The following is a 20,417-nucleotide window of genomic DNA, read 5'->3' on the forward strand; positions in this document are numbered from 1 at the left end:
CGAAGGCGTTTCATACATATGTTTTATACCAATAAGGTGACTTTAGATTGGATGAGGTATTGTTGTCTGCTATTGCTTGTGGTCTTCTGTGGTAAATCTCATGTGTATGCACAAAATAAACCTAAAGAAATTGCTAAGTTTTTAGAGCGCTCTAAAACGTTAGCGCAAACGCAAATTGACAGTTCTTTTCTTTACGTCGATAAGGCTTTGAAAATTGCAGCAACTCTAGAAAACGACACCTTATTAGCCCAAGGGCGTTTACAAAAAAGTGGACTTTATATATTAAAAAATGACTTTTCAAAATCGGAGGCCCTTCTTCAGAAAATGATGGCAGCTCCTTTGTCTAAACGTTTTAAAGGTTTAGCGTTACATAACTTAGGAACGATTCAGTATTACAAACAAAATTTTGAAGCTGCTTTAAGTTTGTTTATGCAAGCTGCAGAACTTTTAGAGCAAGCGGAAATTCCTCAAAAATTAGTGAGTACTTACTCTAATATTGGGGCCATAAATGCAACCTTAAAAAATTTAAAAAATGCTCAGGTTTATTTTGAAAGAGCCTTAGAGTTAAGTGACTTTAATGCCGGTATAAAGCTTCAAGTATTGGTGAATTTATCGAGTGTTTATTACAGTAAGAAGGAATATTCAAAATACCTAAAACGCATATTTGAAGCCGAAGAATTGGCCTTAGAACTTCAAGCAACTAAAGTGTTAGCCACCATTTATACCAATTTGTCCTTATACTATTCTACAGAAGCTAAGGATTATGCTAAGGCAATCTATTATGGTGAAAAAGCGCTCCGTTTAAAAAAAGCATCCAACAAGATTAATACGCTAAGTAAAACCTATAACAATATCGGTTATGCTTATTTAAAGAAAAAAGAATTTTCAACGGCGATACGATATTTAGATAGTGCGCTTGTGGGGGCGGAAATTAATTTAAAGCCTCATATCTATAACAATTTAAAAGCGTCGCATCAAGGTTTGCAGCAGAATGAAAAGGCCTTGTATTATGCCGATTTAAAAGACGAGATAAAGGATTCTATTGTAGAGGCGCATCAAAAGGAAAAGGTAGCGGAACTCACAGAAAAATATGAATCTGAAAAAAAAGCGCGGCGTATTACCGTATTAGACACAGAGAACAAATTACAAGCTCTGACCATTGCGCAACAACATAATCTGTTATTGGCTTTGGGATTATTTGCGGTTCTGATTGCTGTATTGGGCTATTTTGGGTTTAAAAATTACAAAATAAAGCAACAGCTAGATAAAGTTTTGTTACAGCAACGCTTAAGAAAAACACAGTTAAATCCGCATTTTTTATTTAATGCCTTACAAAGTATTCAAAATTTTATTCAGCAAAATGATAAAGAAAAATCTAAAACCTATCTTACGAGTTATGCAAAATTAATTCGGCTTGTTTTAGAAAAATCAGATGAGGATTTTATTAGTGTTGAAGATGATAAAATGGCTCTAGAGTCTTACCTTAATCTACAATTACTGAATTACAATAAGGCCTTTACTTACAGCATTGATGTTGCGGACTCCGTTACCGAGGATTTTGATTTGCTACCTACATTAATAACACAACCTTTTGTCGAAAATGCGATTTTACACGGTTTAAACTCAGATCATGAGGGGCATATTGAGATAGCATACTATAAAAAGGAGAATGTTTTATATGTATCTATTTCAGATAATGGTAAAGGGTTTAAGGTAAAAGAGGATGAGGCAAGACGCTTACATAAATCCATGAGTATGGCCATTATTCGTGAGCAACTAAAAAATCTTAATCGAAGCTCAAAGGGTTTTAAAGGGACTATTTCGGTGAACTCAGGTACGGAAGGAACAAAGGTAATTTTAAGTTTTAAGACCATTGAAATATAGTATCTTTGTGGTCTTATGCAACAACAAATTTCTTGTTTTATAGTAGAGGACGATCCGCAAGCTTTGGCTTATGCTTCAACCATTTTAGAAGCTTATGACAATATTAATGTCATCGGAAACGCCAAAACTATTGTAGAGGCAGCTAGTGCGATACAATTAAAACAGCCCGATTTTATAATTTTAGATGTGTTTCTAGAGGATGGCAATGCTTTTGAATTCCTCGCCCTTTTGAAAACCATTGATTTTAAAATTATTTTTACCACCTCTTATTCTAAATTCGCCATAGAGGCGTTTAAGTTTAGCGCAATAGATTATCTGTTGAAACCTTATGAAGAAACAGCCTTAATAACAGCTATCGATAAAGTTTTTAAAGCCTTATCTAAAACTAATTACCAACGTCAGCTACAAGCGTTAATGCATAATGTTTCTGAACAAACGACTTCAAAAAAGTTGGTTTTAAAAACTGCTGAAGCCATTCATATTGTAGAACTTAAGTATATTTTATTTGCCCAATCGGATAATAACTACACCTCATTTTTACTCAAAGATGAAAGTCGAATTTTAGTGTCTAAACCATTGAAGTCTTTTGATGAAAAATTAAAGAACGATCATTTCTTTCGTGTCCATCAGAGTTTTCTTATTAACTTAAATTATATTTCATCTTATCATAAGCGTCGAGAAGAAGTTGTTTTAGATGGAAACCATGCGATTCCGGTGTCTCAAAGTCGAAAAAAAAGTTTGTTGGAATATATTGATGCTTTGGTCTAATTGAATTCTCTTTCAAGTAAGGTATTTCCTAAATACTTACCGTCAAATTCTTATGCAAGTCTATATTAATAGGATATAGGGTTAAATTTGCGCTCTAAAATAATTTTAATTGATGATCGATTTCAAAACTATAACCAAAGCTGTCACATTAATAACCTTGTGTGTTTTATTACATTCATGTTATGCTGTGAAAACATCCGATGAATTTTATGACATTAAAACTTCAGAGTTAAATACGCTATACCTTATTGATATTTCAGGAAGTATGGAAGGTATTGATGAAGGTTCTGTTGAAGATCAGGTGATGAGAGAAGTTGGAAATACAGCAGGAAGCAAAGTTAGTAAAGCTATCGGTGGAAAAATAGGGAGCATATTAGGGAAGCAAGTGACTAAAGAGGCTACCAAGTTAGGGGCTGTTAAACGTAATTTAATACCGGCAATAAAAGGTTTGCCAGATGGTAAAAAGTTTTTAGTTTTTGCCTTTAATAATTCAGTTACAAAACAGGCTAATGCGTTCAAGGTTGCAGATAATATGGCGCGAACATCATCTAATTTATTTGTGAAGAACTTAACCGCTCAAGGCGGGACAGATACCTTACAAGGTTTGCTTCAGGCTATTGCTACGGAAGACGTTCAGGAAATTGTTTTAATGAGTGATGGCTTGCCTAACGACAATCCAAATACGGTATTAGAGGAAGTTAAAAAAAGAAATACAAATGATGTTATTATTCATACCATTGCTTTCGGGGAAGATGCAGACTTAAGTTTTATGCAAACTTTGGCGAAAGAGAATAATGGGACGTTTATTACGTCTAAAATGTAAGGAATAACGGGGATTAATTGGCATAGAAAGATAAGGGGTTTCTATGCTGGGGTTTACTAGTTTAATTTGAAAAACACGCTAATTTTTAGCGTGTTTTTTTGTGCGTTTTAGGGGCTTAATCTTCAAAGGCAAATATTCACGATTTATCATTATCACTAGATTCAGTGATAAAAAGCGTCACGTTCCGCTCTAATTTTGTCATGTAAAATAAAACAAACAATATTATGGGATTAGCAATTACGAGCGGCATTTTAGCGGACTTTACAGAAAACGAACCGGAAGGGTATCAAGCTTATAAAGTGATTTTTGAAAATATCAATAGCATCTTAGTCAAAAATAATATAGAGCCACACCAAGAATCAGAAACTTTAGATAGAGCCCCTTTACATTCAGGAGGATTTCCTTATGTATTTTTGCATTTTTTAAGACGTTTTGCGGCGCACGCTTGGGACAATAGAGATAATGAAAATTGGGACTGGACGCCAACACCATTTCCTATGGATGATGAACCTGGACAAGATCCTATTTTAGAGGAGCATTATTCGTATATGTCTAGTCATCTTTTAACTCATTCCGATTCTGAAGGGTTTTATCTTCCTGTAGAATTACCTGAGGTTCTTTTTGATAATGACGAGAACCCTGTTCCTGGGGCGATGATTGGATCATCTTATGATTTGTTGAGAGAATTAAAAAGCTTAACTAAGTACTTAGATATTCAGTTGAATGAAGACGATATCATCTCTAATTTAGCAGAAATCAATCAAAAAATACAAGATAAAGGCGATTTTTGGGTAGAAACCTTGGTTTGTGCTACACTTTTAGATGCTGCTAAATTTAGCCTTATCAACAAAACAGCCATCTTATTTCACTAAGCCCACTATTAGAATAAAGCTACATTAGTTTCACTATTTCAACATCATAACACATGGAAACAACAAATAAAGATATACAACAGATTAAAGACGAATGGAATCAACAGGGACGTAAATATGCTTCTGATGTTAATGCCATGGTTGAATTTGGTGAAACTAAAGGTTGGGAAAACTGGAAAGGCGAAGAACCAAAGGATGATAGAGGGAATTTAGCAGAAGCGGTTTTGCAAGTGTTAAAAGCGGCCAATGAGAATAATACAGTGACTCAATTTAGAGCGGATTTTCCGCCTGCGCACACGCCTTTAATTGAGCTAATGAAAGAAAAAGGGCAAAGTATTATGCAGTTACAATTTATAGACGCGCAGAAAATTGTATTCGTAACAGGTACAGCCTATGAGCAAAGACAAGCTTTCATCCTTAATAATAAGGATATTTTAGAGCTTGATGCGTCTATCGCAGCAGTAGGAAAATCGAAACAAAATAATGTGTTTGCCATAGCAGCAAATAACAGCATTAGTACCACCCAGGGCTGGGAAGGCCCTATTATTGCAACCTTTCCCCTTGATAAAGCTAAGGATATTGGAATTACAGAATTAATTCCTTTTAACGACGGACTTAAAGTGCTATTGGTGTCCTCAGATGGCATTTATATTATATCTAACACTGATGAAACTATGATTCATCCATTACCAGATCCTGAAGATGATGAGTGGGAACCTTATATGGATATGGAAAACGCAACGCTTTCTAACGACAATAAATACATTGTGGTGGGCGACCAAGCTTATGACCATAGAGTTTTAGATAGTGATGGTAATGAAATTACAGAAATAGGAACACAATCTGCTTATCCAGATTTCTGTATGTTCTCTAAAGACGATAAACAGTTAATCACCAATTCGTGTCACTTTTATAACGGGATCACTATTGGCGTTGCGACGTCCGATTTTCAAAATATTAATATTCCGGCTTATGAAGGTGGTGAAGATTGTATCACTATTGAAGATGGAATGCGAGTTTACTGTGGTGTTTCAACTTCAGAATTCTATATTTTAGGAGACGCTTTTGGTTATATAAAAGCTGTTGATACTAAAGGAAATTCTATTTGGCGACACTTTTTAGGATCTACAATTACAGGCCTTACTATTTCTGACGACGAAAAAACCTTGTGGGTTGGAGCGGCATCAGGCATGCTTCATAAATTACAATTAAATCAAGGGGTAAGAGATGACCACACCATTGGTACCGCTAATCATTACGAAGACTTCCGCATGGTTTTCTGGAAAGACGAGCCGATTTTAACCTGGTAATTTAAGCTAAAGCTTCAACTTTAAGGAGCGCAAAACGGATAAATCTTACACATAAAATACTATTCAGCTTGCTCTAAAAAAGAGTAGGCTAGGGGAGCGCTAGCTCTAAATTTACCTGAAATAAATTATCATTTAAGTAAAACCAATTACCATGAAACATCAATTATACGTCTTCGTTCTTTTATGCTTTACTTTATCATCATGCAGCCAGAAAACTTACACACGCTTATTACGAGAGCAAACGGTAACGACTTCTGAAGAGACCCCTTATTTTTTGCCTAAACATGTCTTAAAATTAGAGTTGACCTATACGTTAAACGAGCCTAGAGTGCTAAAAAATGGTATAGACCTCGCCTTGACTTCAAGTTCTACTAAAATTACTATCGAAGATCCTATCATAGTCACTCCAATTTTAGTAGCGGATACCTCAAAGACATTTATAGCTTCAGGTAAGGCTTTACCTGAATCTGTTTTTTTTAATCCAGATGAAAAGACTAACGGTCAAGAAAAAATATTACGAATTCCTTCAACAAAAATGAAAGCTTATAACGGATTGCCTTCAGCCTCTTTAACGGATTCTAGTATTGAGGTAGAAGCGTATTCTGCGGTATTGGAACTGATGGAGAATATTGATAAAATCAGCAATAAAGATGAAGCCGATATGGCCTTAAAACTAATTTCTTTTTACAAGAGTCAGTTTACATTGCTCAATGAAAATTTTAAACCTTACTTAAAAAAATCAAAACTAAAATACACGGTTATTATAGATCCTACAGCACTTTATTCTGAAGAAGGACGTTGGTCTAATATTGCAGGGAACAAAATGTACCATACCATTTTTCCAAAGCATATTTTTAAGGGGAAAGGAAATTTAAGTGAGCAATTAACTTTTGAGTTTTCACAGCCAGAGCCTTCGGAAAGGCCACAATTTATAAATGAGCAGCCTATAGAAGGAATTGTTTATCGTACGCCGGCTGAGGCCAATTTTAAATTTGCTGTTGAAACGGTATTTGAAGAATTTCGAGACCTTGAATTGGCACAATTTGGAGCCTCTAAAACCATTTCCATAAAAGCCTTAGAAAAAGGAGAAGACATGCCAGTGGTGTTATTTAAATCTGAAGATGTAGAAAAAAACAGAAATTTTGAGACAAAGGTTGAAGCCCTAGATTTTGATTCGGCAAAAATTATGGAGATCTCTCAGGAAGAAATTAAACGTGAATATGAAGAGAAACTAAAATTTATCGGTTTACTTATTAAAAAGGTACAAGCCCGTAAAGCCGAATTGTAAGATGTAGAGATTTTAATATCACTGAAAACCGTTACCTAAAAACCTAAGCAAAACAGCATATTTGTAATGTATCAAAATTAAAAAACAACGTATGGACAAAGCTAAATTTGAAGAGATAGTTAAAATTGAAAAATACGATTTATATAAAAAAGAAGCATATTTAAGATCCGTAATGTTACCCTCTATTAAAATAGTAGGAGAAAATCGCAGTAAAGAAAATGTAGGTTTAAGTAAACAAGGAGGCTATCCAGAAGTGCCTGAAGATTTTGAATGGCCTAAACACGAGTTTGGTGATTATCGTTTTGCATTACAAATTAATTTAAGTGAAATTAAATTTGAAACGCCACTACCAAAAACAGGAATGTTAAGTTTTTTTATCGCTAATGATGATGATAAAAATGTATTTTTTGGAGCAAAAGATTATGCAAAAGTCTATCATTTTGAAGAAGGTACTCCCTTAAAAACCTATATAAATCCTAATTTAGATTACTTCTATGTAGATCATTGTATACGAATTGATTTGCAAGAGAATGTAGATATACCTTACAGAGAAGAGTTACATAAAGACAAAGGATTAAATAAAAGACAACTAGATTACGTATGCAGTAAAGTACCAGATATGGTAAGCAAAAAAACATTTAGTTATTTATTTGGATACCCATATTACAACACCTTAGCTTATGATCCGCGTAAAACAGATGAGTGGACGTCGTTACTTACGTTACGATGGAATAATGTTTTTTCTTGGGACTGGGATATGGATGAGTTTCTAATGTTTTTTATTGAAAAAGATAAACTCGCCAAAGGTGACTTCTCTAATATAAGAACCGATTTAGGATAACATTATAAGTATGAAAATAACCAAAGATAGGCTTAAAAAAGATCCACGGAGTGAAGATTGTTATAGAACAACAATTGAATCAGATCAGCAAAAAATTGATATCAGCCTTAATTTAGAAGACATTAGTTTAGAGGAAATGATTGCTTTAGGAAATTTATTTTTTGAAGATTTTGAAGATAAAAAGAACAAAGCCACAGATGAAATCGTAAGTGCGTTTCACAAAAATTATAATGAAAATTGGGCCGATGAAGAGAATGGCTATCCTGTATTAAATGCGGAAGAATTCAGACAAAAATTAACAATAACAGCCATTCATTTTTATGCCAAAGACTTGATAGACGTGATTTATCAAGAAGATGGAATGTTTGGGAATCATTATTTAATCGCACAATCTTATGACGGTGAAAATTTTGACGATGCCACAATGTTTGGATAAAAATTAAAAAAATGACTGTAGAAGACCTAAAAAATAAAATATCTAAACCCGTTACTAAATTTACGACCGGTGGTTTTAGACCAAAAAACACTATTGAAGAAAGCTGGATAGGTAAAGTCTTTGCGTATCACGACGATGAAGAGATTCCGTTAGATAAAAACGGAAATCAAATGTTTCCGTTGGCGCAATTTTACCTACCTAATTTGCCTTACGTTCATCCAAGTCTTAAGCATACAAAACTCATCACTGTTTTTGTTTCCGCAGAATGGCCAGAGTGTTTTGAAGAAATGGGAGACCATTGGCTCCTTAGAGAATATGACAGTCTAGACCGTATCAAAATTAAAAATTTAGAAACTCCTAATGCGGTTATAAAACCTTTTCCGCTACAAGCAGAATTAGACAACAATGATTTTCCGTTATGGGACGGTGGCGGTTTATCTCTAGAAGATGAAGATGAAGTTTTAAAACTAGAAAACGAAGGCATTATTGAGGATTATTTTGATATCACCGACCACATCTACGATCATAAAATAGGCGGTTATCCTTCTTTTTGTCAATCCGGAATTGGTGATGCAGAGGGCTTTGGTGAAGGTTTTCAGTTTGTGTTTCAAATTGTATCAGATTATAAAGCAAATTTAAACGTGGTAGATGGTGGTAGCTTAATGTTCGCCAAAAACAACAATACCAACCAATGGAGTTTGTATTACGATTTTTATTGAAAGAATCAATTATACATTGACTGATACAAATATTAATGAATAGAATCAAATTTAGAGTTATCTGTTCTATTCAAATAAAATCTCATTTTCAATTAGCTAACTATGAAAATAATAATAGCTGGTGGAAGAAGCTTTAAAGATTACGAAAAGCTTCACCAGGTATGTACTAAAATACTATCACAACAAAATAAAATTGAAATTGTAAGCGGAACAGCAAATGGAGCAGATAAATTGGGCGAAAAATTTGCAACGGATAATGGATTTCCTATAAAAAAATTCCCTGCTAATTGGGATAAATTTGGAAAAAGTGCTGGTTACAGAAGAAATGCTGAAATGGCTGAATATGCTGATGCTTTAATTGCTTTTTGGGATAAAAAAAGTAGAGGCACGCTACATATGATAAATTTGGCGAAGCGTGCCAATTTAAAAATACGAATTATCTATTACTAGTTATCAATGACAGTTTTATAAATAAAATGTAAACTATTAAATCCAAAAAATGGAAAACAAAAAAATAGAACAAGCCTACCAAAATACATTTTCAGGTTTAACAATGTACTATAGAGATTGTGAACTTTCAGAGGATTTAGTAACGCGCTATAAAGTAGATCAAATTATACAAGAACGTGGTTTTACAGATATCTCTAATCAAGCAGAAGGTTTAGCTAAAAATGTACGCTTTGCTATCGCCTCTAATTCGGCTTCTAACTTAGGAGAAATAAATCCGGATGTAGCAAAATATGGTTTTCATTTAATTCCTTCTGGAGCTTATTTTAAAGTTTTAGATATTTATAAAATTGAGCATAAAACACAGATTATGCTAATGCATTTTAATGAAGCCTATTTAGAAATTTTCAACAGTACTAAATCTAACATTGAAGATAAAATAGTACTTGTGGGCAGAAAAAGTCTAGATACCAAAATAGTAATGCAACCTCATTCTATTTTAAATAACGAAGAATGGACAGCACGAACAGCAGATCCTATAGGAATGTCTAAAACAGGGACATTCTTTCTTTAATAAAACAAAAATCATAACTAAAACAATACACAATGAGTCAAGATAATAATATCGTTTTTGCCGAACAAAATCAAAAAATGAAAGCGGCTTATCGTAAAGCACAAGACACGTTTAACTATTTCTGGAGAGAAATTTATTGGGAAGCAAAGCGTGTGGTTCCTGCGCATAATTTATCATTGGTTAAGATTCCTTTTCAACAAATGGCTGAAGGTGATGACCAACCAACTGTAGAACATATGTGGATTAGTGAAATTGCTTTTGATGGGGAATATATTACAGGTGTTTTAATGAATTCACCTAACCTATTAACCAATGTTGCAGAAGGCGATACGGTGACTAGAAAAGTTTCTGAAATATCAGATTGGATGCTAGCCATAGACCGTAAAACGTATGGCGGTTACACCATTCAGGTCTTACGTTCAGATATGACGGAGGAAGCCAGAAAACAACACGATGACGCTTGGGGATTAGATTTTGGAGACCCTAACAATATTCTAGTGGCTTATCAGCAGGAAGACAATCAAGAAAACCTGATTGAACACCCAATGAGTAAAGTGATGGAGCAACCGGCTAGAGATTATTTTGAAACAAATCTAGATGTGGTTAAAGCTGCTGATGAAAATGGAGTTACCAGACTACACACAGAAACTATTGCGGGAAACAAAATCGCTGTAGAAATTTTATTAGAATTAGGTGCCGATAAAAATGCCAAAACCAATACAGGAAAAACAGCCTTAGATTATGCAACGGCCTTAAATTGGGAGCATATTATTCCTGTTTTAAAATAATATTATAAACATTCTTTTAAGAATTGAACGTACATTTATTTCATAAATTTTGATATTCTAGAATTTATAAAAGAAAAAACCATAGAATGAATAACATCGCAGACAGATACATTTCAGAACTTAAAAAGGCCTATTATAAGGCTAAAGGCAAAGCTATTTGGGATCATTTTGAAAACATAAAACACGGTGCATCTCAAGACGATATAAATGAACTTAAAGCCGATTGTCCTGCGGTTCCTGAGGCATTAATTGATTTATTGCAGTATGTAGATGGTACGTATTGGAGAACGTATGGTGATGAAGACATTGCGTTGACCTTATTGGGTTCTGATTTATCTAAATGTGACTATTACTTATTGTCGTCTCAACAAATCTTAGATAATCAAGGTGATGCGCCCTATAATTTTCAAGATTATTTAGATGGAGAATATGATGGTGTAGACAGTGATGAAAAAATCTTAGAAAAAGCTGAAGATTTGCATTGGCTTCATTTTGCAGATTGTACAAATAATGGAGGGACCTCTCAACTTTACATCGATTTTAGTCCTTCAGATAAAGGAAAAATGGGTCAGATTGTGAGGTTTCTTCACGATCCTAATGGGTTTGAAGTCATTGCAGATAGTTTTGAAGCCTATTTACAAATGCTGATTGCTAATGAATTTTCTTTTATAAGAGAAGGCTATTTAGAATAGAATAATTTTTAAGTAAGTCATAAAATGAATTTAGAAACCGCTATCACACAAATTAAAAACTTCAACGTCAATGACAATATGGAGGATTATGAAATTAGTGAATTCTTTGATGCTATTGGCGATGAATTAGAAGATGTAAATCGTTTTACAGATTCACAAAAGCAACAACTTATTCAAACACTTTTTAATTTCTTAAAACGTCAAGATTCTGAGTTAGAAGAAGATTTTTCATTTATCCATTTTATAGAAGCTATAGATCAACCAGACTACAATATTTATAATACTGAATTACTGAATTTCAATACAGAAAATGGAACCATTACCTCTACATTGTTATTGAATAGATTCATCAATGCTTTAGAAGGAGAAGAACATAAAAAATACATCGGTTTATTAAAATCGATTTCTGAGAATAAGAATTATACCGATTTAGTGAGAGCTGAAGCATTAAGTTATTATAAACATCAAAGGGAAAAATAATGAATACAGAAAACGCTCTCTCAAAAACTAAAAACGTTTTAATTGATTTAAGTACTTCAGAGACTAAATCAGAAGCATTAGATTACTTGTTAGCCAACTTTAACGGATGTGTAGTAACACATTTTTCTGATATTGAAAACACAGAAAAGTCAATCCGAATTTTTGCTGTTGGAGATATAAGTTTGTTAGATGCAAAAGCGGAAGACATTTTCATTATCAAAGAATTTTCTTCTCATTATGAAAACCATTCTACATCAAGTTTTAATGTGATTAGTGAAGGGCAAGTTCCAATTAATTTACACAATGCAGGTGTGTTTTATCGTCGGTTTTTTGAAGACGATAATTACTTTTCAAAAATAGAAAAAGAACATCAATTTCAAAATTTAACCGAGTCTACAAAACAATCGGTAGCCTTGCGTAAGGGCATTTATCTATCAGAAGTTACTAAACACGAATCTGCAACAAACAAAGAAGAATTACATTTTAAATTGTTAAGATGTTCTAGTAATTTAACCGGTGCCACCGATAATTTTAGAGCGACAGACCAGCATATTGTAAACAGCATTAACAACGCAGTAACTTTTGATTTTGAAATACCTACCGAATTAAACCACGTATTGGCTCAGATTTACGAGAATAAAAAGAAAGATAAAGACCATCCTAAAGATGTAAAAGCGAAGATAAAAGCGCATTCCGACAAAACGAAAGATATGCCTAAAGAAGGTTTAATTGCCTTCTGTACGTTTTACGATCATACTAATTTAGATAAGTTAAGTCGCTCTAAAACGAATAAGTTCGATAGAATTTACGGGAAGTCTAGCGGTTTATCACGATTACTTTTTAAACTAAAACCCTCTGTAAAAGATGCTACTTTGGTGAAAGAATTTAGCGTCACATTATATCCAAATTCGGTGTTTGTTATTCCGTTATCGACCAATCGTTTGTACACGCACGAAATTAGACCTTCGGTTTTAGATATCGATTTAATCCCCATTAGAATGGGTTATGTAATGCGTTGTTCTAATCTAAATGCCGTCTATACCAACAACCAAACCTATATAAAACAAGATGAGGAGTTGATACCATTACAAACAATGGACACGGAAAATTTAGAAGATTTAAGAAGCTCGTATTACGAAGAAAACAAAACGGTAAAACGCGTTAATTATGGTAAAGTACATTTTAGTATGAATACCGGAGATTATAAAAAACCAATTTTGTAAAGTTACTTTAAGCGTATGAAAACACTTCCGTTTTATAAAACCACCATACCTCTAGAGAAGACGTTTTTTAAAGCCTTATCTGAAGAAATTACTTTTGAAACTCTTGGCAAAGGTCGACTTGGGAACCATATTGTAAAGGAAACCACCAGAGGTGTGCCTTTAGTTAGAACCACGTCTAAATTCACTATTTCGCCGTATTATTTTTCTAAAAATCACCGTCATATTTTAGAGAAAATCAATCAAACCTTACGTTCAGAAGGGCAATCAGAACAAGAATTCAATTCTGGTTTAATTGAGATTTACGATGAAAACTACACAAAAATGGGGTACCATTCTGATCAGAATTTAGATTTAGAACCGGACGCTTATATTGGTTTATGGTCGTGTTATAAAAATCCGGAAACGCTTACGGATGCATCGACTCGAATTCTTAGAATCAAAGATAAATCTACCGACGAAGAGTTTGATATCGCATTAACACAGCATTCTTTGGTGCTGTTTTCTGTGGAAGCCAATGCTAAATATTCGCATAAAATCATTTTAGAAAACCCAAATCGTGAAGCGCTAAAATTAGCCGATAATAAATGGCTTGGTATCACTTTTAGAACCTCTAAAACCTTGGTTGAATTCAGAAATAATAAGCCCTGTTTTGAAGATGGTTCTGTGATGGAACTGGCAAATGAAACGCAAGAAAAAGAATTTTATAAACAACGCGGAGAAGAAAATAGAAGTTTGAATTTTGCTTATCCGCCTTTAAAATATACACTTAGTAAAGCTGATTTAATATTGCCTTTAAGGACAGAACAGTAATTAAAAAATAAAAGAACAAGAATTATGATACTCGCTTTTGATACTTATTATTACGACGGAAAAGCCAAAACCATTGCGGTAAGCTTTAACGATTGGGAAGATGAAGCTCCAACGCAAATTTACTCCGATATTATTGAAGGTGTAGCACCGTACGAACCAGGTTCTTTTTATAAACGCGAATTGCCGTGTATTTTAAGTTTACTAAAACAAGTGAATTTAGATGAGGTAGAATTAATTATTGTAGATGGTTATGTGATTCTAGAAGAAAAACACTTGGGTTTAGGAGGCTATTTGTACCAAGCTTTAGACCATAAAATTCCGGTTGTTGGTATTGCAAAATCTGAGTTTGTGTCTAAAACAGCTGTGTTTAAAGAAGTGTTTCGTGGCGAAAGTAAAAAACCATTATATGTCACGGCTATTGGTACGGACAGAGATGAGGTTTGTAACGCCATAGAACGTATGCACGGTAAATACCGAATGCCAACATTACTACAAATTGTAGATACAAAGACTAAAGAAAATACTAAGAATTAATACTTTTAAAAATTACAACTATGAATGAAAATTTAATTATAACCTCGGTAGATGAACTAAAACCAATGTTTAGAAAAAATTACAGGGAGTTTATTGCAGAAAAACCAAGGACTGTAATTTTTGAGGAAGAAGAATTTACCTTATACAATTTTGAAAAGATGATGGAGCGTACCAACATAGATGGAATGGAAGTTAGCCGTATTTACGCATTACATCCGTATGTTAAAACGTTAAGTGAATTTATGAACCCGACATTTAAAGATTTAGATGGGTACAGATGGAGTTTAGAAAAATTAGCTTTAGGTAAAGCTATTGGTGCTAATTCTGAAGGTGATTTATTGTTTTTTGGTTGCTATGATAATACTAAAGTACATATATTTCGTCACGATGATGGCAGTATAAAGAGAACTAAATTAACCTTGTTTGAAATTATAAAACAGTTTTCTGAGTAAATTTTAGGTACGCATCGTAAATAATAAAAAAGCCCAATTATAAATTTTATAATTGGGCTTTTTAGTTTTTTTAAGACAGAAATTATTCGGTATATCTTAAAAATAAATGGTTTTTATTTTTTAGGATGTCTGCTAATTTTTCAAATTCTGATTCGGTGGTGTTGTATAATTTTGCCAAGTCGGCTAACAATGCTTTTAATTCATTGTCTTTTAAAGGCTCATTTCTAATAAATCCTAAAAAGGAAGCTCCTATACCAAAAAGTTCAAGATTATAGGTGTCAAATAAGTATTTCGAAAGCGCATAATTTTCAAAAGGACTAAAGTCGGCATCAAAATATCCATTAGGAAATCCCGTAAGTCCTTCGTATGATTGTTCTACTGGAAGAATTTTCAAAATAACTTGTGGGTCTAAAAAGGCTAATGGAGATTCGTTGATGTTTTCTAAATCGATAACATCGTCTTCAGCATTGTCTATGCCTTTTTCACAAACCGTTTTAAAATCAATCCCTTTTGTTTGTTTTAAAAAGTTTTCTCGGATAATGAAATATTCCGATGGTGTAGAAAGATGCCCCAAATGTTCGTTATCTTCATCATAACACGCTTCATCAAGTCCAGTTAAATCATAACCTTCTGTATCTAGCAGAGAATTGTAATCACAAGCGTGACCACTGGTATATTCAGCTTGACCTAAATCATCAAGCGTTAAAATTATAGTCTTGTCAGGATGATTTTGTTTATAGGTTTGATAAACGTCCATAAGTTTCTCATACGACTTTATATTTTCGATTAAAAAACTCTCAAATAATCTTTCTTGGTAAGGCTCCCGAGTTTTAATTAATTTTTCTATGTTCATAGTTTTGTTTTAAATATTAGATGATCTCAAAAGTTAGGCATTGGCCGCTTTACTAAACTCTTTTTTCAATTTGGTATAACCTGGCGTTATTAAGTTGTTGTATTTTTTTGGATTCATATTATAGCCATCAAAACCAGAGATATAATATTTAAGTTCTTTCAGTTTTAGTTTCTGAAAATATTCTGGTACGGCATTTTCAAACTTACAACCATCAATATCTAAGCGTTCTAAATGGGGTAAATCGGCTATCCAAGTAGGTAAATCTACAAAGTCATTTCCGCCTAAGGATAAGGTTTTTAAAGTTTTAATTTGCTGAATGTATTCTGGTAAAACCTCGTATTTGTGACCTATTAAAAATTCGGTAAGCTTTAGTTCCGTAATACTTTCAGGAATGCTATTTACATCATCACCAATGCCCAACAGCTTTAGTTTTTGTAAAGCTTTAAACTGATTTAATTTCGCATACCCTTGCATTCCAAATTGGTAACTTAAGGCAATATATAACGATTCTAAAGCCGGAGCTTCTAAGGTTTTCAGTGTTTCAAAAGAGGTATAACTTAAATTTAGATTTTTTAAATAAGGCAATGTAACCTTCGGAAATGTAGATGTACCGTCATAATGTGCCATATCTAAAGCTTCTAAATTTGGCATATTTATGAGAATGTCTTCTAGATTTTCAGCTTTGTAAAAATCTAACTTTAAATACTTTAATTGAGGCGCAGGTTTAGACGTTAAAGGCACAAGACTAGCTTCATTATTATCTAAATGTAAATGCTCTAAGTTTATACAATAAAGAAGTATATCTTTAAAATGACCGGTATTTGTATAAGCTTTTAGTGTGGTTAATAGTTTTGGTTTTGGTAAGTATTGCGTTAAATCTTCTTGCGTATTTTCGCATTCATTAATACCCGAAAAATGAAGTGTTTTCGCAATTAGGTTGCTAAATAACATTTTTGGATTTTCAATCGCTAAATTCCCAAAATAAGCCTGTTCTGTTTCTAATAATTTTTCTGAAGCAACATATTCTTGTATGTCGAATACGTGCAATTCTTTAATTTTTGAAGGTAAATTAGCAGCATTCAATACCAATTCACGACAGCTATTGAAACTTACATAGTCTAAATGTTTCAGGTCTTTTAAACCTTCAGGAATGTTTTCTATACTGGCGCCGTACAATTTTAAATAATTGAGTTGCTTACATTTTTCAATATCTTGAAACAAGGTCTCCATTCGGCTTCCTTGATGAATATCGATAGCTTTAAGTGTGTTTAATTGCCCAAAGCCGAGCATTACAGCGGAAAAATCTGTGATGTATTGAATTATTATTTTTTCTAGATGCGTAAAACGTTCTGGATGCGATAATATGTAGTTTAAGATTTTTACATCTCTAACTAATAATTCTGTATTTAAAATTGGCGTATTTCCCGGTACAATTTCTAAACCATCATCTAAAGTGATGTATTCGCAGCTCTTGGTAAATATTTGATGGTCTGCGATGGTTTTAATTAAAGGGATGGCTTTAAACTTAAGAACAAAAAGCTTATCTAATTGATTGAATCCGTTAGGGATTTCAATAAGATTAGGACATTTAAATAAGTTGAATTTTTCAAGATTTACTAATGTGGAAATACTAGCAGGAAGTTTTGTTAAGTGCTCTAGTCTTATAAAATCTAATTCTTTTAAACTCGAAGGAAGTTTTAGTTGAGAACTATCTTTTAAATTGACGGCGTAGAAACCTAATTCTTCTAATTTGGTGAGTTTTTCTAGCTGAAGCGACGCTTGAAAATCCGTTTCTATGTCACTTAATTCTAGTTCTTTTATATTTTTTAAAGACCAAAACGATTCTGGAAATGAAGCCAATTGTGGTAACTCCAAACTAAGCTTTTCTAAACGGTTTAAATTTCCAATATGGCTGGGTAAATACTGGTAGTTGCCTTCAATTTCTAAAGCTGTTAAAGAGGTAATATCACAAATTTCTTTTGGTAAACCGTTGGAAAACACATCTTCTATTGTTAGATGGGTAATACCGTTTAAACGTGAAATAAGATCAGGTTGCTTTTCTAATGTTTCTGCAATCGCTTCTTGTCTTATAGAAATTGATGAAAATTGAAAAACGTTGTATATTTTACCAATGGGAAACAAAGGATCTTTAAGTCCGTATTTAAGCAAAGCCTCTAAAATCTTTCCTGAACTTTCACCGTCTTCAGGCAGCTTATTACGGGTGTTAAAAGCACTAAGAAGTTCTGCGGTACCGTGTGTTTCTAAGATTTTAAAAACTTCATCAACCATAAGTTCATCTCTAGACATTTTACCAACAGCAAAAAGCTCATAGAGATAAGCTTTTGGGTAATTGGGTTGCGTTTTTAATTGCTTGTAATATCTAGTAAGGTTGGAAGGGTCTAAGATCATGGTGTAAATTTATAATGTAAAACGTTGAATTTTAGGTAAACAGTAATTAAAAGGAATTTTAAGAAATATTAAGCCGACATACGGTTAATGGCTTCCATACGTTTTAAAATAATGGGCACAAACAAAGCGAATTTGGCATTAAATTCTTCTTGGGTTTTTGCAGTGTTTAAATTTTCACCCATAGTTGCCCAAGTAGCAAACAAAGCATCTTCCTTACTAGCCTCATCAGTATCAATATTTAAGGCTTTAATTAATTGGAAGTTTTCATCTTCACTATAAAAACCGGAGGTTCTTACAATTTCAAAAATCAGTTCAAAAATGCTACGCGTATCTAAAAGCTCACTGATTTTTATTTCGGTTTCCTTTTGGGTACTAATAGACTCAAAAATGTCTACCATTAAGTTTTGTACTCTGCCGTTAATACTGAAGTCTAAATATTTCATTTTTAATCATTTTAATTTTTACTGTAATGCTTATTAAAGGGTTATAGATACCCCTCTCATTTTGTATTTTAAATAGAGTTTAAAATTATAAAAGCACCTTGTTATTTTTATCACGGTATTCAGCCATTTAAGAATATAATTATTACGATTCACCTCATGAATGTTTTAATTTTAAGAAATAAAAAAAGGTATTTACAACTATGTAAATACCTTTTAGAGAAGTGTAATTGCTATTAAAAGCAGCTTTTACTTTATCTATTTATAATGGAATATGCCCAACAATAGCACCTTCTTTTACAACGAAAAGCGCATTGATAATGGGAGCATTTCCAAAACTATCGTCATTCCAAGTATGGTTGTGTAAGTAAACAAATTTGTTCACCGTATCTTCATCGGCGATTTTAGAGATCACCATCATACAGGTACGTCTAGGAATAGAAACTAATAATTCTTCGGCCTCTAACATAGCGTGCGCTTTTAACATATGCGATTTAGAAAGAATACGCTCACTAGAAAAATCATTTCCGCTAGAGGCAAGAGCTTTGTTGTTAAGTGCTTTAACAAATTCGAAATCGGTATTATAAGCTTCTAAATTGGTAAAAGCCTCTTGGGTAATTTGTTTAGCATCCATAGTCTCTAAATGCTGTTGCGTTAAAAATACAAAGTTGTCTGGTGTATCCATACCGTACCCAATCACAACTTCAGCGCCATTTTCAGACGGAATTAAAGTTGAACTCAATGCTCCTGCTTTTAATCCAACCCAGTCGCCAGGTTTTAAAATAGGATAGATTTTTTGATCGCTATTTTCAGTTTGCTCTACTATTTTAGCTATTTCTTCTGGTGTTTTTTCTGGTCCGTAAATGGTATTACTCATAATTATTTTTTTTTGTCTTGGACAAAATTAGCGCAATAGTGGTTTTTTTTTATCACGGTATTCAGCCATTTATAGATGTAATCCTTCGTTTAAATAGATTAAGTGTAAGGTTTTTCCTAAGATTAAAGCGGTGTCTATGGGTATGAAGCTCTTGATGAACTACGATAAGATTGGTTTTTGAGGTTGAATTTATTTACGGACAGTCTAATGACACTACTGAAAATTGACCCTCTTGATTTTCAATAATGGCGTTACTACGTGTGATGCCTATACCTTTAAATAGGTATTGGTTGTCTTTTTTTTCTATAAACTCAGGCATGAGCATGAAATTTCCTTTTGAAGAGCTATTAATTTTTGGGTTATGCACTGGCAATTGGTGATAGACTTCATGTAATGCCATATGTTTATATAAATAAATATTTTCAAAGCCATCATTAAAATCCGTGTAGGTATGAACGACATGCTCATAGGTGCTTATGATGTCTTCAACTTCGTAGGGCTTGTTGTTATAATGTTCAATTCTTGTTTCTGTTGTTTTATGCTCTAGTGCTCCTTTAAGATCAGGAATAAGGACGCCGTCGTATACCTGTTCTAATTGAGGTCTAAAAGTAGTCAAGTCTGAACTATGAATAAATCCAGAACAGCCTTGATGTTTTATTTTAATAAAATGTCCATGAAGTTGAAACTCTTAACCAATGTGTATGGATTGTTTGGTTTCAAGAATGTGCTCTGCAACAATTTTCTCTCCAACTGAAATGCGCTTTATCAATTTTGAATCTAACGTAGGTTTTTCATAAAGTTGAGCTCCAAAAACATTGATGACAAAGAACGTGTTTTTGTCACTTTTTTCTTTTGAGGAATTACCCGTTGTAGTTTCAAGACCTGTGCTTTTCATTG

Annotated in this window: 24 protein-coding genes; 18 read left to right on the top strand and 6 right to left on the bottom strand. The window is 33.2% G+C overall.

The window, feature by feature from the left end:
* Positions 1-18 precede the first annotated feature (18 nt).
* The 18 genes from DFQ08_RS07080 (at position 19) to DFQ08_RS07165 (ending at position 14,941) form a co-directional block, all read left to right on the top strand.
* Complete coding sequence (locus DFQ08_RS07080; RefSeq protein ID WP_181858375.1) at positions 19-1,884, top strand: tetratricopeptide repeat-containing sensor histidine kinase; 1,866 nt, start codon at positions 19-21, stop codon at positions 1,882-1,884.
* Between the two features lie 15 nt (positions 1,885-1,899).
* A complete protein-coding gene (locus DFQ08_RS07085; protein ID WP_114309114.1) occupies positions 1,900-2,652 on the top strand; it encodes a LytR/AlgR family response regulator transcription factor in 753 nt (250 codons plus the stop codon).
* Between the two features lie 187 nt (positions 2,653-2,839).
* Positions 2,840-3,475, top strand: coding sequence for a VWA domain-containing protein (locus DFQ08_RS07090; protein ID WP_181858376.1), 636 nt, complete (start codon positions 2,840-2,842; stop codon positions 3,473-3,475).
* Positions 3,476-3,699: 224 nt separating this feature from the next.
* On the top strand, positions 3,700-4,347 hold the full coding sequence (locus DFQ08_RS07095) for a hypothetical protein (protein ID WP_114309116.1): 648 nt from the start codon (positions 3,700-3,702) through the stop codon (positions 4,345-4,347).
* A gap of 53 nt (positions 4,348-4,400) precedes the next feature.
* Positions 4,401-5,657, top strand: a complete 1,257-nt coding sequence (locus DFQ08_RS07100; RefSeq protein ID WP_114309117.1) for a hypothetical protein — start codon at positions 4,401-4,403, stop codon at positions 5,655-5,657.
* Between the two features lie 151 nt (positions 5,658-5,808).
* Complete coding sequence (locus tag DFQ08_RS07105; protein WP_114309118.1) at positions 5,809-6,945, top strand: hypothetical protein; 1,137 nt, start codon at positions 5,809-5,811, stop codon at positions 6,943-6,945.
* Between the two features lie 91 nt (positions 6,946-7,036).
* On the top strand, positions 7,037-7,786 hold the full coding sequence (locus DFQ08_RS07110; RefSeq protein ID WP_114309119.1) for a DUF1963 domain-containing protein: 750 nt from the start codon (positions 7,037-7,039) through the stop codon (positions 7,784-7,786).
* A gap of 10 nt (positions 7,787-7,796) precedes the next feature.
* Positions 7,797-8,222 (top strand): DUF2262 domain-containing protein, encoded by a 426-nt coding sequence (locus DFQ08_RS07115; protein WP_114309120.1) that lies wholly within the window; start codon positions 7,797-7,799, stop codon positions 8,220-8,222.
* An 11-nt stretch (positions 8,223-8,233) separates the two neighbouring features.
* Positions 8,234-8,941, top strand: coding sequence for a DUF1963 domain-containing protein (locus DFQ08_RS07120; RefSeq protein ID WP_114309121.1), 708 nt, complete (start codon positions 8,234-8,236; stop codon positions 8,939-8,941).
* A gap of 102 nt (positions 8,942-9,043) precedes the next feature.
* Positions 9,044-9,391: a DUF2493 domain-containing protein gene (locus DFQ08_RS07125; protein ID WP_114309122.1), complete on the top strand. Its 348-nt coding sequence runs from the start codon at positions 9,044-9,046 to the stop codon at positions 9,389-9,391.
* A 49-nt stretch (positions 9,392-9,440) separates the two neighbouring features.
* On the top strand, positions 9,441-9,962 hold the full coding sequence (locus tag DFQ08_RS07130) for a hypothetical protein (protein WP_114309123.1): 522 nt from the start codon (positions 9,441-9,443) through the stop codon (positions 9,960-9,962).
* A gap of 32 nt (positions 9,963-9,994) precedes the next feature.
* Complete coding sequence (locus DFQ08_RS07135; protein WP_114309124.1) at positions 9,995-10,750, top strand: DUF2314 domain-containing protein; 756 nt, start codon at positions 9,995-9,997, stop codon at positions 10,748-10,750.
* 86 nt (positions 10,751-10,836) lie between these two features.
* On the top strand, positions 10,837-11,442 hold the full coding sequence (locus DFQ08_RS07140) for an SMI1/KNR4 family protein (protein ID WP_114309125.1): 606 nt from the start codon (positions 10,837-10,839) through the stop codon (positions 11,440-11,442).
* Positions 11,443-11,466: 24 nt separating this feature from the next.
* Positions 11,467-11,922 (top strand): hypothetical protein, encoded by a 456-nt coding sequence (locus tag DFQ08_RS07145; protein WP_114309126.1) that lies wholly within the window; start codon positions 11,467-11,469, stop codon positions 11,920-11,922.
* Positions 11,922-13,145 carry a hypothetical protein gene (locus DFQ08_RS07150; protein ID WP_114309127.1) on the top strand — a complete coding sequence of 408 codons (1,224 nt, stop codon included), beginning with the start codon at positions 11,922-11,924 and terminating at the stop codon, positions 13,143-13,145. Before DFQ08_RS07145 ends, DFQ08_RS07150 begins: the two co-directional genes overlap by 1 nt.
* Positions 13,146-13,160: 15 nt before the next feature.
* On the top strand, positions 13,161-13,955 hold the full coding sequence (locus DFQ08_RS07155; RefSeq protein WP_114309129.1) for an alpha-ketoglutarate-dependent dioxygenase AlkB: 795 nt from the start codon (positions 13,161-13,163) through the stop codon (positions 13,953-13,955).
* A 24-nt stretch (positions 13,956-13,979) separates the two neighbouring features.
* Entirely contained in the window at positions 13,980-14,489 is a 510-nt protein-coding gene (locus DFQ08_RS07160) for an endonuclease V (RefSeq protein WP_114309130.1), read from the top strand.
* Between the two features lie 20 nt (positions 14,490-14,509).
* Positions 14,510-14,941 (top strand): hypothetical protein, encoded by a 432-nt coding sequence (locus DFQ08_RS07165; RefSeq protein ID WP_114309132.1) that lies wholly within the window; start codon positions 14,510-14,512, stop codon positions 14,939-14,941.
* Positions 14,942-15,023: 82 nt separating this feature from the next.
* On the opposite strand, the gene DFQ08_RS07170 is transcribed toward DFQ08_RS07165, so the two are convergent.
* The 6 genes from DFQ08_RS07170 to DFQ08_RS07195 all read right to left on the bottom strand — a co-directional run bounded on the left by DFQ08_RS07170 (position 15,024) and on the right by DFQ08_RS07195 (position 20,415).
* Positions 15,024-15,794: a hypothetical protein gene (locus DFQ08_RS07170; protein WP_114309133.1), complete on the bottom strand. Its 771-nt coding sequence runs from the start codon at positions 15,792-15,794 to the stop codon at positions 15,024-15,026.
* 33 nt (positions 15,795-15,827) lie between these two features.
* Entirely contained in the window at positions 15,828-18,203 is a 2,376-nt protein-coding gene (locus DFQ08_RS07175) for a leucine-rich repeat domain-containing protein (protein WP_114309135.1), read from the bottom strand.
* Positions 18,204-18,271: 68 nt separating this feature from the next.
* The gene (locus DFQ08_RS07180) at positions 18,272-18,646 is read right to left on the bottom strand and encodes a hypothetical protein (RefSeq protein ID WP_114309139.1); all 375 of its coding nucleotides are present in this window, start codon (positions 18,644-18,646) and stop codon (positions 18,272-18,274) included.
* Positions 18,647-18,905: 259 nt separating this feature from the next.
* On the bottom strand, positions 18,906-19,520 hold the full coding sequence (locus DFQ08_RS07185) for a DUF1444 family protein (RefSeq protein ID WP_114309141.1): 615 nt from the start codon (positions 19,518-19,520) through the stop codon (positions 18,906-18,908).
* A gap of 193 nt (positions 19,521-19,713) precedes the next feature.
* Complete coding sequence (locus DFQ08_RS07190) at positions 19,714-20,136, bottom strand: hypothetical protein (protein ID WP_114309144.1); 423 nt, start codon at positions 20,134-20,136, stop codon at positions 19,714-19,716.
* A 72-nt stretch (positions 20,137-20,208) separates the two neighbouring features.
* The gene (locus DFQ08_RS07195) at positions 20,209-20,415 is read right to left on the bottom strand and encodes a hypothetical protein (protein WP_114309147.1); all 207 of its coding nucleotides are present in this window, start codon (positions 20,413-20,415) and stop codon (positions 20,209-20,211) included.
* Positions 20,416-20,417 lie beyond the last annotated feature (2 nt).

Source organism: Winogradskyella arenosi (assembly GCF_003337305.1).
Classification (GTDB): Bacteria; Bacteroidota; Bacteroidia; order Flavobacteriales; family Flavobacteriaceae; genus Winogradskyella; species Winogradskyella arenosi.

Bases quoted from the DNA above. Each gene is read 5' to 3' on its own strand.
- DFQ08_RS07130 (WP_114309123.1), top strand. From the start codon at position 9,441: ATGGAAAACAAAAAAATAGAACAAGCCTACCAAAATACATTTTCAGGT.
- DFQ08_RS07135 (WP_114309124.1), top strand. From the start codon at position 9,995: ATGAGTCAAGATAATAATATCGTTTTTGCCGAACAAAATCAAAAAATG.
- DFQ08_RS07160 (WP_114309130.1), top strand. From the start codon at position 13,980: ATGATACTCGCTTTTGATACTTATTATTACGACGGAAAAGCCAAAACC.
- DFQ08_RS07145 (WP_114309126.1), top strand. From the start codon at position 11,467: ATGAATTTAGAAACCGCTATCACACAAATTAAAAACTTCAACGTCAAT.
- DFQ08_RS07120 (WP_114309121.1), top strand. From the start codon at position 8,234: ATGACTGTAGAAGACCTAAAAAATAAAATATCTAAACCCGTTACTAAA.
- DFQ08_RS07100 (WP_114309117.1), top strand. From the start codon at position 4,401: ATGGAAACAACAAATAAAGATATACAACAGATTAAAGACGAATGGAAT.
- DFQ08_RS07080 (WP_181858375.1), top strand. From the start codon at position 19: ATGTTTTATACCAATAAGGTGACTTTAGATTGGATGAGGTATTGTTGT.
- DFQ08_RS07125 (WP_114309122.1), top strand. From the start codon at position 9,044: ATGAAAATAATAATAGCTGGTGGAAGAAGCTTTAAAGATTACGAAAAG.
- DFQ08_RS07180 (WP_114309139.1), bottom strand. From the start codon at position 18,646: ATGAAATATTTAGACTTCAGTATTAACGGCAGAGTACAAAACTTAATG.
- DFQ08_RS07095 (WP_114309116.1), top strand. From the start codon at position 3,700: ATGGGATTAGCAATTACGAGCGGCATTTTAGCGGACTTTACAGAAAAC.
- DFQ08_RS07165 (WP_114309132.1), top strand. From the start codon at position 14,510: ATGAATGAAAATTTAATTATAACCTCGGTAGATGAACTAAAACCAATG.
- DFQ08_RS07155 (WP_114309129.1), top strand. From the start codon at position 13,161: ATGAAAACACTTCCGTTTTATAAAACCACCATACCTCTAGAGAAGACG.
- DFQ08_RS07150 (WP_114309127.1), top strand. From the start codon at position 11,922: ATGAATACAGAAAACGCTCTCTCAAAAACTAAAAACGTTTTAATTGAT.
- DFQ08_RS07110 (WP_114309119.1), top strand. From the start codon at position 7,037: ATGGACAAAGCTAAATTTGAAGAGATAGTTAAAATTGAAAAATACGAT.
- DFQ08_RS07185 (WP_114309141.1), bottom strand. From the start codon at position 19,520: ATGAGTAATACCATTTACGGACCAGAAAAAACACCAGAAGAAATAGCT.
- DFQ08_RS07105 (WP_114309118.1), top strand. From the start codon at position 5,809: ATGAAACATCAATTATACGTCTTCGTTCTTTTATGCTTTACTTTATCA.
- DFQ08_RS07175 (WP_114309135.1), bottom strand. From the start codon at position 18,203: ATGATCTTAGACCCTTCCAACCTTACTAGATATTACAAGCAATTAAAA.
- DFQ08_RS07115 (WP_114309120.1), top strand. From the start codon at position 7,797: ATGAAAATAACCAAAGATAGGCTTAAAAAAGATCCACGGAGTGAAGAT.
- DFQ08_RS07195 (WP_114309147.1), bottom strand. From the start codon at position 20,415: ATGAAAAGCACAGGTCTTGAAACTACAACGGGTAATTCCTCAAAAGAA.
- DFQ08_RS07170 (WP_114309133.1), bottom strand. From the start codon at position 15,794: ATGAACATAGAAAAATTAATTAAAACTCGGGAGCCTTACCAAGAAAGA.
- DFQ08_RS07140 (WP_114309125.1), top strand. From the start codon at position 10,837: ATGAATAACATCGCAGACAGATACATTTCAGAACTTAAAAAGGCCTAT.
- DFQ08_RS07085 (WP_114309114.1), top strand. From the start codon at position 1,900: ATGCAACAACAAATTTCTTGTTTTATAGTAGAGGACGATCCGCAAGCT.